This window comes from Xanthobacter sp. SG618, assembly GCF_012932745.1.
Lineage (GTDB): Bacteria > Pseudomonadota > Alphaproteobacteria > Rhizobiales > Xanthobacteraceae > Xanthobacter > Xanthobacter flavus.
On record NZ_JABBHL010000006.1, the window covers coordinates 243,362 to 255,484 of the forward strand.

The 12,123-nt window shown below is 67.3% G+C and carries 14 protein-coding genes; 10 read left to right on the top strand and 4 right to left on the bottom strand.

Annotated elements, in window-relative coordinates; translation table 11 throughout:
- Positions 1 to 26: 26 nt before the first annotated feature.
- Complete coding sequence (locus FHT36_RS17485) at positions 27 to 419, bottom strand: thioredoxin fold domain-containing protein (protein ID WP_169123762.1); 393 nt, start codon at positions 417 to 419, stop codon at positions 27 to 29.
- A 116-nt stretch (positions 420 to 535) separates the two neighbouring features.
- Between FHT36_RS17485 and FHT36_RS17490 the strand changes: the two genes are divergently transcribed.
- Together FHT36_RS17490 and FHT36_RS17495 are read left to right on the top strand one after the other, a co-directional pair.
- Positions 536 to 1,261 (top strand): cytochrome c biogenesis CcdA family protein, encoded by a 726-nt coding sequence (locus FHT36_RS17490; RefSeq protein WP_169123763.1) that lies wholly within the window; start codon positions 536 to 538, stop codon positions 1,259 to 1,261.
- A gap of 12 nt (positions 1,262 to 1,273) precedes the next feature.
- On the top strand, positions 1,274 to 1,840 hold the full coding sequence (locus FHT36_RS17495; RefSeq protein WP_169123764.1) for a thioredoxin family protein: 567 nt from the start codon (positions 1,274 to 1,276) through the stop codon (positions 1,838 to 1,840).
- A 35-nt stretch (positions 1,841 to 1,875) separates the two neighbouring features.
- On the opposite strand, the gene soxX is transcribed toward FHT36_RS17495, so the two are convergent.
- Both soxX and soxA read right to left on the bottom strand, forming a co-directional pair.
- Complete coding sequence (gene soxX, locus FHT36_RS17500; protein ID WP_169123765.1) at positions 1,876 to 2,502, bottom strand: sulfur oxidation c-type cytochrome SoxX; 627 nt, start codon at positions 2,500 to 2,502, stop codon at positions 1,876 to 1,878.
- 14 nt (positions 2,503 to 2,516) lie between these two features.
- Positions 2,517 to 3,347 carry a sulfur oxidation c-type cytochrome SoxA gene (gene soxA, locus FHT36_RS17505; protein WP_169123766.1) on the bottom strand — a complete coding sequence of 277 codons (831 nt, stop codon included), beginning with the start codon at positions 3,345 to 3,347 and terminating at the stop codon, positions 2,517 to 2,519.
- A 256-nt stretch (positions 3,348 to 3,603) separates the two neighbouring features.
- Here soxA and soxY point away from each other — a divergent pair, with 256 nt between their 5' ends.
- The 8 genes from soxY (at position 3,604) to FHT36_RS17545 (ending at position 10,850) form a co-directional block, all read left to right on the top strand.
- Positions 3,604 to 4,122, top strand: a complete 519-nt coding sequence (gene soxY / locus FHT36_RS17510; RefSeq protein ID WP_169123767.1) for a thiosulfate oxidation carrier protein SoxY — start codon at positions 3,604 to 3,606, stop codon at positions 4,120 to 4,122.
- Positions 4,123 to 4,209: 87 nt separating this feature from the next.
- The gene (gene soxZ, locus FHT36_RS17515; protein ID WP_169123768.1) at positions 4,210 to 4,539 is read left to right on the top strand and encodes a thiosulfate oxidation carrier complex protein SoxZ; all 330 of its coding nucleotides are present in this window, start codon (positions 4,210 to 4,212) and stop codon (positions 4,537 to 4,539) included.
- Positions 4,540 to 4,636: 97 nt separating this feature from the next.
- A complete protein-coding gene (gene soxB / locus FHT36_RS17520; protein WP_169123871.1) occupies positions 4,637 to 6,331 on the top strand; it encodes a thiosulfohydrolase SoxB in 1,695 nt (564 codons plus the stop codon).
- Positions 6,332 to 6,408: 77 nt separating this feature from the next.
- Positions 6,409 to 7,722, top strand: coding sequence for a sulfite dehydrogenase (gene soxC, locus FHT36_RS17525; protein WP_169123769.1), 1,314 nt, complete (start codon positions 6,409 to 6,411; stop codon positions 7,720 to 7,722).
- The gene (locus FHT36_RS17530) at positions 7,706 to 8,479 is read left to right on the top strand and encodes a c-type cytochrome (protein WP_169123770.1); all 774 of its coding nucleotides are present in this window, start codon (positions 7,706 to 7,708) and stop codon (positions 8,477 to 8,479) included. Before soxC ends, FHT36_RS17530 begins: the two co-directional genes overlap by 17 nt.
- A 98-nt stretch (positions 8,480 to 8,577) precedes the next feature.
- Positions 8,578 to 8,958, top strand: coding sequence for a cytochrome c family protein (locus FHT36_RS17535; RefSeq protein ID WP_169123872.1), 381 nt, complete (start codon positions 8,578 to 8,580; stop codon positions 8,956 to 8,958).
- Between the two features lie 97 nt (positions 8,959 to 9,055).
- Positions 9,056 to 9,574, top strand: a complete 519-nt coding sequence (locus FHT36_RS17540) for a DsrE family protein (RefSeq protein WP_169123771.1) — start codon at positions 9,056 to 9,058, stop codon at positions 9,572 to 9,574.
- Between the two features lie 4 nt (positions 9,575 to 9,578).
- Positions 9,579 to 10,850, top strand: coding sequence for an NAD(P)/FAD-dependent oxidoreductase (locus FHT36_RS17545; protein WP_169123772.1), 1,272 nt, complete (start codon positions 9,579 to 9,581; stop codon positions 10,848 to 10,850).
- A 21-nt stretch (positions 10,851 to 10,871) separates the two neighbouring features.
- On the opposite strand, the gene FHT36_RS17550 is transcribed toward FHT36_RS17545, so the two are convergent.
- Positions 10,872 to 12,017: a hypothetical protein gene (locus FHT36_RS17550; RefSeq protein ID WP_169123773.1), complete on the bottom strand. Its 1,146-nt coding sequence runs from the start codon at positions 12,015 to 12,017 to the stop codon at positions 10,872 to 10,874.
- Between the last annotated feature and the right edge of the window lie 106 nt (positions 12,018 to 12,123).

Genomic DNA, 12,123 nt, shown 5'->3' on the forward strand with positions numbered 1-12,123 from the left:
GCCTTCTCAATCCCGGCGGGGCGGCCTCACGGCCGCGCGCCTGCCATTCTGTCCGTCATGGTGTCCTGCATCGAGCCGAGCAGGCCCCAGAACGCTTCGTCCGAAGCATAGCCGGTAATGCGCCCGACTTCGCGCCCCTCGTCCACCAGCACGAAGGTGGGCGTGAAGCGGACCGGCGCCGCCAGCACCACGTCGCGCGGCGTGCCGTCGGACAGGTCCACGCGCCGGAGCGGCGCGCGCTGCCCCTCGTCGGTCTTTTCGTAGATGGGCGCCACGTCGTGGTCGAACTTCAGGCAATAGGCGCAGCCCTTGCGCTCGAACATCAGCAGCTCGCGCGCCGAGGCGGCCGGCGCGAGGGCCACGCAAAGACCCCCGGCGAGGAGGCCGGCCGCGAGCATCAGGCACGCTGAAGGGCGCATGAATTCACAATCCCGACGTGGATTTCACGAGACATATTATCGCATTCGCATATATCTTGAGCAAGGACCAATCCGCGCACCCTGGAAGACGCGGTTTCCAACGATCGGGGAGGAGCATGTCTCTCGATGTCAGCCTCGCAGGGGCGTTCCTTGCCGGCCTGCTCTCGTTCGCCTCGCCCTGCGTGCTGCCGCTGGTGCCGGCCTATCTCGGCTTCCTCGCGGGTGCCGCGACCGAGGGCACGGAAACGGCGCCCGCGCGGCGCGGCGTGCTCGGGGCGGCGCTTTTGTTCGTGCTCGGCTTCGCCTCCGTCTTCGTGCTGCTGGGGGCCACCGCATCTTCCCTCGGGCGGGTGCTGATGGAGCACATCGAAACCCTCACGTTGCTCTCCGGCGCGCTGCTGGTGCTGTTCGGCCTGCACATGACGGGACTGGTGCGCATCCCGCTCCTCTACCGGCAGGCGCGGCTGGAGCCCATGGCGCGGCCGGCGGGGCTCATCGGGCCCTATGTGGTGGGGCTGGCTTTCGGCTTCGGTTGGTCGCCCTGCGTCGGGCCGGTGCTGGCGGCGATCCTGCTCGTCGCCGGGGCCGAGGCGTCGGTGGGCCGGGGGATGCTGCTGCTCGCCATCTATGCTGCCGGCATCGGCATTCCCTTCCTCATCGCCGCCGCCTTCACCGAGCGGTTCCTCGCCTGGTCGCGGGCGGCGCGCAGCCGGCTCGGGCTGGTCGAGAAGATCGCAGGCGGGCTGCTCATCCTCACCGGCATCGCCTTCATGACCGGCTTCATGCCCCAGATCGCCCAATGGCTGCTCGACGCCGCGCCTGGCCTCGGCCGCATCGGATAGGGAGGACCACCCATGGCAGACCCCACGCTCAGCCGCCGGCACCTCTTTCAGGCCTCCGCCGGGCTCGCGGCGGCGCTCCTTCCCGCCCGTGCGCAGGCCAAGGCGCGCCTCGGCGATGACGGGCTCTATACCGAGGACTGGTATGTGGACAGCTTCCTCGATCTGCCCGAGGACTTCGCCGCCGCGCGCGGGAAGGGGCGGGGCTTCGCGCTGCAGTGGAGCCAGCGCGGCTGCATTTATTGCAAGGAGCTGCACACCGCCTATTTCGCCGATCCGGCCATCGAGACGCCCATCCGGGAGGCGTTCGACATCGTGCATCTGGACCTGTTCGGCGCGCGGGAGGTGACCTTCCTCGACGGCGCGCGGCTCACCGAAAAGGCGCTCGGCCAGCGCGAGCGCATCCGCGCCACGCCCACCTTCCAGTTCTTCGCCGAGGTGGATGGAAAGCCCAAGGAGGTGGCCCGCATGCCGGGCCTGCTGCCGCGGCCGGAATTCTCCGCTTTGTTCCGCTATGTGGCGGAGGGTGCCTATGCGCGCGAGCCCTTCGATGCGTGGCTCGGCAAGCAGGGCAAGGGTTGAAGGGCGGGGACGCCGGAGCATCCCCGCCTTGCCCATCACTTGGCCGACTTGTTCACCGGAGAGTTGGGATCGAACAGATAGGCCACCACGTCCTTCATCTGCTCTTCGCTGAGCACGCCGTTGTGCCCGAAGCGCGGCATGGGCGAGCAGGCGAACACGGCCTGCGCGTTGTAGACCTTGGCGTAGGCGGCTTTCGCATCCTCAGCGGAGAATTTGCGGTCCGCGCCGTAGTTGAGGAGGCTCGGGCCAAGGGTGCCGTAGCTCACTTCCTTCGGGTCCATCTGGTGGCAGGCATAGCAATTGCCGCCGCTCACCGTGCCGGGGGGATCGGAGAACTGGCCGCCGCGCCCGTTCTGGGCCACCTCGGCCCCCTTCTTCCAGTCGCCGAGCACGCTGCCCTGCGGATATTTCACCGTCTTGGCCTCGCGGGCCATGATGGCTTCCGCCTGCTTGGCGGAGGGCTGGTTGCGCGTGACCGAGCAGATTTCCATGGTCTCGTCCGGCACGAGCCGCGCGGCCCAGCCGTCCGGGAGCTTGGTGAAGCTCTCCTTCACCACCCTGTCCACCACGGCGGGCGGGGCAGGGGGGATCTGCTGCGCGAGCGCGATTCCGGGGGCGACCTGCGGGAGAAGAAGCGCCGCGGCGATGATGATTGTCTTCATTGCTCTTCCTCCCCTCAGCGCTTGATGGACGGCACGTTCAGCTCGCCCCCGGCCGCCTGCGCCTGCAGGAAGACGGTGAGCGCCGTGACGGCTTCGGAGGCATAATCGGGCGGAGGCATCCGCATCTGCCGATAGCAGTCCCACAGCCGGTGCTGCATGGTCCGCAGCGAACTCTGGGAGACGCGGTAGGTGGGCCAGGAGGCCATGGTGAGCTGGGCGTCCTTGCCCGGCTTGTCGAGCTGCGGCAGCCCCTGAAGCCGGATGCGCTTGCCGGGATCGCCGTGGCAGGTGGAGCAGGAGAAGTCGTTGATGGACGAGCGCCGGTAGAACAGCGCCTCGCCGATGGCATAGGCCTCCTTCTCCTTGGCATGGGCAAGCGGGATGTCGATCTTCATGCCGTTGGACTTGTTGGCGATGAAGGCAACGAGATCCTCCATGTCCGAGCCGCGGCCGGGGCCGGAGAAGGGCTTCGCCATAATGGGCTTGATGTCGACGCCCTGGATCTTGTCCATGCACCACAAAAGGCGCTGCTCCAGATCCATGACCTTGCCGGCATCCGCGAAATAGCGCGGCAAAGCGGCATAGGCGCCTTCCAGCTTGCCCGGCCCCTGGCCGAGGTCGCAGGCCTCCAGCGAGACGTTCTTGGTGCCGCGCGGATCGGCCCAGATGGCCTCGCCGCGGTCCACGGCGAGATAGCCGGGATTGGCCATGGGGTCGTTGATCATGGCGCGGTAGCGCTCGATCTCCTTCTCGCTCGCATCGTCCTGCGCGCGGGCCGTGACAAGAGGTGAGAGCGCCAATGCGAGGGCGCACAGGCATGTGAGAAACGTGGCTTTGGGTCGCATGTATCCTCCCCAGCGAGACGTCCGCGGCGTGGGGCCTTCTGCGTGAAGCCCTTGAGCCGCGGCGATCCACCTGCGACGCTCCATCCCTCATAGATGGATGCGATCAGCGGATAGGAGCTACTTTACATTCAAAAAATTCGATATCACAATATGTGAAATTGATCCGCCGCGACCACCGCCGTCACGGGGACGAGATTCAACAAGAACAACGCCAAAAGCCGGCCCTCAAGTGCCGGTCGTGCCAGGAGGAAAACGCATGCCGCCCCGTCTCGACGCCACCCTTGTCCCTACGCGCGGCCTCCCTACGCGCGGCCTGTCTGCGCACGGCCTCCCGACACGCCGTGGCGCGCTGAAGCTCGCGGGTCTTGCCGCCTTCGCCGCCGTGCTGGCGCCGCGCATGGCGTTTGCCACCGAGGCACAGGTGGCGGACGAAATGAAGAAGCTGTTCGCCGGCAAGACCATGGGCGAGGGCAAGATCAAGCTCGACATGCCCGAGATCGCCGAGAACGGCCTCGTCGTGCCCATCAACATCGATGTGGAAAGCCCGATGACCGAGGCGGACTTCGTGAAGTCCGTCCACGTCTTCGCCGACGGCAATCCGCTGCCGCAGGTGGTGACCTATCACTTCACCCCCGAGAGCGGGAAAGCCTCCGCCTCCACCCGCATGCGCCTCGCCCAGACGCAGAACGTCATCGCCGTGGCGGAGATGTCCAGCGGACAGCTTTATTCGGCCAAGGTGCAGGTGAAGGTCACCATCGGCGGCTGCGGCGGCTGATTCGACAGACGAATCGCTGCCCCAAGACACAAAAGAACAGAACAGGCGCGCGCCAGAGCGCCGCCGAGCAGAAACCGGAGGAAACCCATGGCCCTCAAGTCCCAGCCGCGCGTGCGCGTGCCTGCCCAGGCCAAGGCGGGCGAGATCATCGAGATCAAGACCCTGATTTCGCACGAGATGGAAAGTGGCCAGCGCAAGGACGCCGCCGGCAAGACCGTGCCGCGCGACATCATCAACAACTTCCAGGCCGCGTTCAACGGCAAGCCCTTCTTCACCGCGGAGTGGTTCACCTCCATTTCGGCGAACCCCTACCAGTCCTTCTTCTTCAAGGCGAAGGAGAGCGGCGAGTTCACCTTCACCTGGAAGGATGACGCGGGCGCCGAGCAGAAGGCCACCGCGAAGCTCACCGTCGCCTGAGGCGGCGCCCCTCGCATTGTTCCGTTGTCGGTGGAGGTGCCATCGGATCGCTGATCCGGTGGGCGCTCCCGCCATGACCTGAGAAAGCGTGGCCCTCATGATCTCAAGGCGCGATTTTCTGTCCGCCGGAACGGCCCTCGCCGGCCTGCTCGCCGCCTCCGGCACGGGGCTGGCACAGGCGGTCGGCGCGCAGGCGCTGAGCCAGGCGGACCTCCTGAAGTTCGGCAATGCCGGCACCTTCACCATCCTGCACATCACCGACATCCACGCCCAGCTGGTGCCGCTCTATTTCCGCGAGCCCTCCACCAATCTCGGCGTGGGCGATGCGCGGGGCGTGCCGCCGCACCTCACCGATGCAGCTTTCCTCAAGTATTTCGGCCTGAAGGCCGGCACGCGCGACGCCTATTCCCTCACCTCGGAAGACTTCACCCAGCTCGCCCGCACCTATGGGCGCATGGGCGGGGTGGACCGCATCGCCACCCTCGTGAAGGCCATCCGGGCCGAGCGCGGGGCGGACAAGGTGCTGCTGCTTGACGGCGGTGACGGGCTCCAGGGCTCCTGGTCCTCGCTGAAGACGCAGGGCGAGGACATGGTGAAGGTGTTCTCCGCCCTCGGCACGGACGCCATGGTCGGCCATTGGGAATTCACCTACGGCGCCGACCGCGTTACCGAGATCAAGGAGAAGGCGCCCTTCGCCTTCCTCGCCCAGAACGTGCGCTCCGCTGAATGGCAGGAGCCGGTGTTCGAGGCCGCGAAGACCTTCGAGAAGGGCGGCGCCAAGGTGGCGGTGATCGGCCAGGCCTTTCCCCGCACCCCCATCTCCAACCCGCGCTGGATGATCCCGGACTGGGAGTTCGGCATCCGCGAGGAGGACATGCAGAAGCATGTGGACGCCGCCCGCGCCGGCGGCGCCGATGCGGTGGTGGTGCTCTCCCACAACGGCTTCGACGTGGACCGCAAGATGGCGTCCCGCGTCTCCGGTATCGACGTGATCCTCACCGCCCACACCCATGATGCCATGCCGCGCGTGGTGGAGGTGGGCAAGACGCTGCTGGTGGCCACCGGCTCCCACGGCAAGTTCGTGTCGCGCCTCGATCTCGACGTGAAAGACAGGAAGGTCACCGGCTATCGCTTCCAGCTCATCCCGGTGTTCTCGGACGTCATCGCGCCGGACCCGGAGATGGCGAAGCTCGTGACGGACATCCGCGCGCCCTACGCCAAGGATCTTTCCCGCGAGCTGGGCCGCGCCGACAGCCTTCTCTACCGCCGGGGCAATTTCAACGGCACGTTCGACGACATGATCTGCGACGCGATCATGAAGGAGCGCGACGCGGAGATCGCCCTCTCCCCCGGCTTCCGCTGGGGTGGCACGCTCTTGCCGGGCGATCCCATCACCTTCGATGCCGTGGCCAATGCCACCGCCATCACCTATCCCGCCTGCTACCGCAACACCATGACCGGCCGGCAGCTGAAGGACGTGCTGGAGGACGTGGCCGACAACATCTTCAATCCCGATCCCTATTTCCAGGGCGGCGGCGACATGGTGCGCGTCGGCGGCGTGGGCTACGCTATCGACGTGTCGAAGGGCTCCGGCCAGCGCATCTCCGACCTGACCTTCCTCAAGACCGGCAAGCCGCTGGAGGCCGACAAGGCCTATACGGTCGCCGGCTGGGCCTCCGTTGCCCAGAATGTGGAAGGCCCGCCGGTGTGGGAGCTGGTGGAGCGCTACGTGACTGACACCAAGTCCGTGAAGATCGCCCCCAATGCCTCCGTGAAGGTGACCGGCTCATGAGGCGCACGGTCATCCCGGCTCCGCATTCCGATCAAAATATTCAAAACTACGAATAAGCGAATATCAGGGAGGACGTCATGTCCGACACCAGTCTGCCCCCGACGGAGCGCGCGAGCGGAGCGAAACCGTCGCTTTCCCGGAGGCGCTTCCTCAACCTTGCGGGCATCGGCGCGGGCGCCGCCGTCGCCGGTGGCGGGGCGGCCCTTGCCGCGCCGGCCGCCGGCACGCCCGATCCCAACATCGTGCCGGTACCCGACTGGACCAAGACCCTCGGCGCGCCGGTCAATGAGAACCCCTATGGCAAGCCCTCCATGTTCGAGAAGGACGTGGTGCGTCGGGAGGTGACGTGGCTCACCGCCAGCTCGCAGAGCTCGGTCAGCTTCACCCCGCTCTATGCCCTCGACAGCGTCATCACGCCCAACGGCCTGTGCTTCGTGCGGCACCATGGCGGGCAGGCGGAGATCGAGCCGGACAAGTACCGGCTGATGATCCACGGCCTCGTGGACAAGCCCCTCGTCTTTACGCTGGAAGACCTGAAGCGCATGCCCGGCCGGGTGAACCGCGCCTACTTCCTCGAATGCGCGGCCAATTCCGGCATGGAGTGGCGCGGCGCGCAGCTCAACGGCTGCCAGTTCACCCACGGCATGATCCACAATCTCTTCTACACCGGCGTGCCGCTGAAGACGCTGCTGGACATGGCGGGCGTCAATCCCAAGGGCAAATGGGTGCTCGCCGAGGGCGCCGACGCGGCGGTGATGACGCGCTCCATCCCGCTCGAAAAGGCGATGAACGACTGCCTCGTCGCGTTCGGCATGAACGGCGAGGCGCTGCGGCCCGAGCAGGGCTATCCGGTGCGGCTCGTGGTGCCGGGCTGGGAAGGCAATATGTGGGTCAAGTGGCTGCGCCGCCTCAAGGTGGGCGACCAGCCCTGGCAGCAGCGCGAGGAGACGTCGAAATACACCGACCTCCTCGCCGACGGCCGGTCGCGCCGCTTCACCTTCGTGATGGATGCAAAATCCGTGGTAACGAGCCCGAGCCCGCAGGCGCCCTTGAAGCACAAGGGGCCGAACGTGCTCTCCGGCATCGCCTGGTCGGGGCGCGGCACCATCTCGCGGGTGGACGTCTCGCTGGACGGCGGGCGCAATTGGACCACCGCGCGCATCGACGGGCCGGCGCTGCCCATGTCCATGACGCGCTTCTATCTCGATTTCGACTGGGCCGGGCAGGAGCTGATGGTGCAGTCCCGCGCCATGGACGACACCGGCTATGTGCAGCCCACCAAGCAGGAGCTGCGGGCCATTCGCGGCACCAATTCCATCTACCACAACAACGGCATCCAGACGTGGCTGGTGCGCTCCAACGGGGAGACGGAAAATGTGGAAGTCGGCTGAGACGCTCCTCGCTTCCGCCTTGCTCGTCGGCGCCCTGGCCGTCTCCGGCATGGCCGTGGCCGATCCCCAGCCGGGCAGGCCCGCGGCAAAGGCGGAGAAGGACAAGACCGACAAGGCCCGGCAGGCAGTGAACGTGGCCGCCCCCGCCGCGACGGCGCCGGCTGCAGCCAAGACCATCGCCCTCGGCCGCCCCGCGCTTCAGGAGGAAATCGCCGCCTGGAACATCGACGTCCGCGCCGATGGCGAGGGCCTGCCGCCGGGCAAGGGCTCGGTGAAGGAGGGCGAGGAGCTGTTCCTGCAGAACTGCGCCCAGTGCCATGGCGAGTTCGGCGAGGGCGCGGGCCGCTGGCCGGTGCTGGCCGGCGGGCGCGGCACCCTGAAATCCGAGCGGCCGGAAAAGACCATCGGCTCCTTCTGGCCCTACGCCTCCACGGTCTATGACTACGTGCACCGGGCCATGCCCTTCGGCAGCAACCTGTCGCTCTCGCCGGACCAGACCTACGCCATCGTCGCGTATCTTCTGAACCTCAACGATCTCGTTGCCGAGGACTTCGTGCTCTCGAAGGACAACTTCCCCAAGGTGGACCTGCCCAACGAGGCCAATTTCTACGACGACGACCGGGAGACCTCGGAAAAGGCCTTCTGGAAGAAGAACCCCTGCATGAAGGACTGCAGCGGTGAGGTCCATGTCACCGCCCGCGCCCAGATCCTCAACGTGACGCCGGACGGCGATCCGCCCAAGGGCAATCTGGAGTGAGCCGCCCGTCGTAACGCCAAGGAAGGGTCCCGGCCGCCTCGTCCGGGACACCACACAGCCCTCCAACGGAAAGGACGAGGATCGTGCGCATCCCCGTGATGATCGCCCTCCTGCTCGGCGTCGCCGCTGCCCCGGCGCACGCGGACCCGGACATCGCCAAGGGCGAGACGGTGTTCAAGAAATGCATGGCCTGCCATGCGGTCGGCCCCGACGCCAAGGTGAAGGTCGGCCCGCCCCTCAATGGCATCGTCGGCGCCAAATGGGCCCACTTCGAGGGCTATGCCTATTCCCAGGACATCAAGGACGGCGCCGCCGCCGGCAAGGTGTGGGACGAGGCCAGCCTCAACGATTATCTCGAAAATCCCAAGCACCTCGCCCCCAAGGGCAAGATGGCCTTCGCCGGCATCAAGAACGAGCAGGAGCGCGTGGATCTCATCGCCTTCCTTGCCCAGTTCAAGCCGGACGGCTCGAAGAAGTAGTTCGCGCGCCGGCCCGCCGCGCCGTTGCGGAGCGGGGGCGGCGGGTGGCACAGTTGAAGGCACACGGCGCGCCAGACGCCGATGACGGGAGGAAACCATGCCCCAGTTCGACCGCCGGGCCTTCCTCGGCACCATGGCGCTTGCGGGCGCTGCGCCGATCGCGGCCACGAGCGCCCATGCCGCCGTGCAGTCGCTCCAGCTCGCCGACATCAAGAAGGAAGCGGACACGGCCTGCGTCTACCACGTGGACTATGGCGACCATGCCCGCTTCGCCCAGACGCTGAACAACATCAACAACCACTATGCCTCTTACGGCGCGGACCCCTTCGCGCTGCAGATCGTGATGGTGGCCCATGCGGGCGGCATCAAATTCTTCCTCGACAATCTCAACGGCACCATGTGGGAGAAGGAAACCCTCGACCCCACGCTCAATGAGAAGATCGCCGCCCTCGCCAAGAACGGGCTCAAGGTCTACCTGTGCGCCTACACCTTCGAGCGCAACCACGTGCCCAAGGAGAAGGCGCGCGATGAGGCCTTCATCGCCTTCGTGCCCTCCGGCATCGCCACGGCCGGCGCATTGCAGGGCAAGGGGTTCGGCTACCTCAAGGTCGGCTGAAGGCATGGCGCGCGCGGGCGTCTCGCGGCGGGCGCTGCTGGGCGGTTCGGCGCTGGCGGCGGCGCTGCTCTGCGCGCCGCACGTCGCGGCGCAGGCAAGGCCGCGCGTGGTGATTGTGGGCGGCGGCGCCGGCGGGGCGAATGCCGCCCGCGCCCTTCTGCGCGATGGCCGGGTGGAGGTCACGCTGGTGGAGCCGGAGCCGCTTTATGTGGCGATGTTCCACTCCAATCTCTGGCTGGGCGGCTTCATTGATTTCGCCGCCCTGGAATTCGGCTATCAGGGCCTCGCGCGGGCCGGCGTGCGCCTCGTGCCGCAAAGGGCCGACGCCATCGACCGGGAGCGGCGGGAGGTGCGCCTCGCCGATGGCGGACGCCTTCCCTATGACCGCCTCATCCTCTCCCCCGGCATCGATCTCGATTATGACAGCGTGCCCGGCTGGAGCCGCGCCGCCGAGACCGCGATGCCCCATGCCTGGAAGGGCGGCGCCCAGCTGCGCCTCCTGAAGGAGCGGCTGGACAAGGTGCCGGACGGCGGCCTCATCGTCATCATCGCCCCGCCCAACCCCTTCCGCTGCCCGCCGGCGCCCTATGAGCGCGCCTCCATGATGGCCCATCGCCTGAAGACCACCGGGCGCGGCGGGGCGCGCATCATCATCGTGGACCCGAAGCCCAAATTCTCCATGCAGGGCCTCTTTCAGGAGGGCTGGGAGGGGCATTACCCCGGCATGGTGGAATGGATGGCGCCGGACATTTCCGACGGCCTCGTCTCGGTGGACCCGGCCACCGGCACGGTGGTCACCGGCTTCGAGACCTATCGCGAGGCGGCGCTGGTGAACGTGATCCCGGCGCAGAAGGCGGGCGCCATCGCCCGCGGTGCGGGGCTGGCCGATGCCTCGGGCTGGTGCCCGGTGGAGGCCGCCTCCATGGCTTCGGCGCTGGACCCTGCCGTGTTCGTCATCGGCGATGCCGCCATTGGCGGCGAGATCCCGAAATCCGCCTTTGCCGCGGGCAGCCAGGCTGATGTGGCGGCGCGGGCGCTGCTTGCCGGCCTGTTCGGCGAGGCTGTCCCGCTGGCCAGCTATGCCAGCACCTGCTGGAGCCTGATCGCGGCCGACGACGCGGTGAAGGTGAGCGGGCTCTACCGCCCGGTGGATGGCCGCATCCGCGAGGTGGAGGGCACTGTCTCCGGAGCCCGCGAGCCGGCTGCCCTGCGCCGCCGCCAGCAGGAGGAGAATGCGGATTGGTATCGCGCCATGGTGGCCGGCATGTTCGGCTGAGCGGCGCTCCCGGGCGGCGCGCTATTCGTAGAGATAGCCCACCGGGCTGCCGGCGAGGCGATCGCTGCGCAGGTCCGCGCGGGTGATGATCTGACCGGCGAGGGCGTCGATCTCGTCCCGCTGGCCCGGCGTCCACATCCTCAGGGCATCGAAGCCGTTGAGGAGGCCGAGCCGCAGAATCTGCGTGTCCTCGCCGATCTCCGCGAGCCGGATGGCGCCCGCGCCGGCGGTGACCGTATCGCCCGTGGCCAGCTCGATGATCTTGCCCGCGCGATCCGCGAAACCGGCGGTGCCGCGGATGATGCGGTAGACGACGACCTCGCCCTTCGCCAGCCCCTCCGCATCGGCCGCCGCCGCCGACTTGGGCAGCACCGCGCCACCGCGCGGATCGGTGGCGATGATGTGGCCGGTGACGAGATGGCCGCTCGGCGCCTCGATGCCGAGGTCACGCACATGCACCGGCATGGGAGAGGCCACCGGTCCCAGTGCATCGGTCGGATAGGGACGGAACAGGGCGTCGAGGGCGAGCGGGTCCTGAACCCAGAAGCCCGCGCCGGCCGGCCGGTTGTGCAGCGGATGCTTCCAGGCGGTGCGGGGCGTCTCGTCCTCGCGGATCTCATCCGGGCCGACCACGGTGGGGTTCGGGAAGGTGGAGGGATCGGTGATGAAGGCTTCCAGGAACTTGCCGGAATAGCCCATGCACAACGGGTCCGGCACCACGGTCTGCGGTGTCTTCAAATTCTCTTCGGTCGAGAGACCCGACCATGTGTAGAAAAGCTGGCGGTGGACGATGGCGCTCTGGAGCATCGCCGCGCCCGGCCCCACATAGTGGACCTTGCCGTCATAGTCGAAGGTGAACATCCCGGAGGTGACGAGCACCAGCTGGAAGCCGCCCGGCGGCAGGTGCAGGTGGAAGTCGGTCGGGCCCGTGTCGTCCCGGTAGATGGGCAGGTTGGTGGCCACCTCCTGCAGCAGGAAGGCGCCGTTATTGGCATGGAGGCCTTCCAGCGCGCGGTGATAGAGCGCCTGCGGCCGGTACACCGGATCGTAGCTGATGTCCTTATAGCGATCGATGGCGATGAAGGCGTCGCGATTGAGCGCGATGCGCGCGCCGTCCGGTCGCATGAGGCCAGGCCATTTGAAATCGACCATGGACTGCAGACCCATAGCAATCTCCCGGTTGGGACGCGGGTGCGGGACGGTGATGTCAAGGACTATAGTCTGTCGCTGGTGCGCGGCGTCAATCGAATAGTTCGAGAGAGGCCGATGCGGA

Excerpts from the sequence above, each read along its gene's own strand:
- soxA (WP_169123766.1), bottom strand. The coding sequence starts at position 3,347 with ATGCGACCCAAAGCCACGTTTCTCACATGCCTGTGCGCCCTCGCATTG.
- FHT36_RS17485 (WP_169123762.1), bottom strand. The coding sequence starts at position 419 with ATGCGCCCTTCAGCGTGCCTGATGCTCGCGGCCGGCCTCCTCGCCGGG.
- soxX (WP_169123765.1), bottom strand. The coding sequence starts at position 2,502 with ATGAAGACAATCATCATCGCCGCGGCGCTTCTTCTCCCGCAGGTCGCC.
- FHT36_RS17550 (WP_169123773.1), bottom strand. The coding sequence starts at position 12,017 with ATGGGTCTGCAGTCCATGGTCGATTTCAAATGGCCTGGCCTCATGCGA.
- FHT36_RS17540 (WP_169123771.1), top strand. The coding sequence starts at position 9,056 with ATGCCCCAGTTCGACCGCCGGGCCTTCCTCGGCACCATGGCGCTTGCG.
- FHT36_RS17545 (WP_169123772.1), top strand. The coding sequence starts at position 9,579 with ATGGCGCGCGCGGGCGTCTCGCGGCGGGCGCTGCTGGGCGGTTCGGCG.
- FHT36_RS17535 (WP_169123872.1), top strand. The coding sequence starts at position 8,578 with ATGATCGCCCTCCTGCTCGGCGTCGCCGCTGCCCCGGCGCACGCGGAC.
- FHT36_RS17490 (WP_169123763.1), top strand. The coding sequence starts at position 536 with ATGTCTCTCGATGTCAGCCTCGCAGGGGCGTTCCTTGCCGGCCTGCTC.
- FHT36_RS17495 (WP_169123764.1), top strand. The coding sequence starts at position 1,274 with ATGGCAGACCCCACGCTCAGCCGCCGGCACCTCTTTCAGGCCTCCGCC.
- soxB (WP_169123871.1), top strand. The coding sequence starts at position 4,637 with ATGATCTCAAGGCGCGATTTTCTGTCCGCCGGAACGGCCCTCGCCGGC.
- soxZ (WP_169123768.1), top strand. The coding sequence starts at position 4,210 with ATGGCCCTCAAGTCCCAGCCGCGCGTGCGCGTGCCTGCCCAGGCCAAG.
- FHT36_RS17530 (WP_169123770.1), top strand. The coding sequence starts at position 7,706 with ATGTGGAAGTCGGCTGAGACGCTCCTCGCTTCCGCCTTGCTCGTCGGC.
- soxC (WP_169123769.1), top strand. The coding sequence starts at position 6,409 with ATGTCCGACACCAGTCTGCCCCCGACGGAGCGCGCGAGCGGAGCGAAA.
- soxY (WP_169123767.1), top strand. The coding sequence starts at position 3,604 with ATGCCGCCCCGTCTCGACGCCACCCTTGTCCCTACGCGCGGCCTCCCT.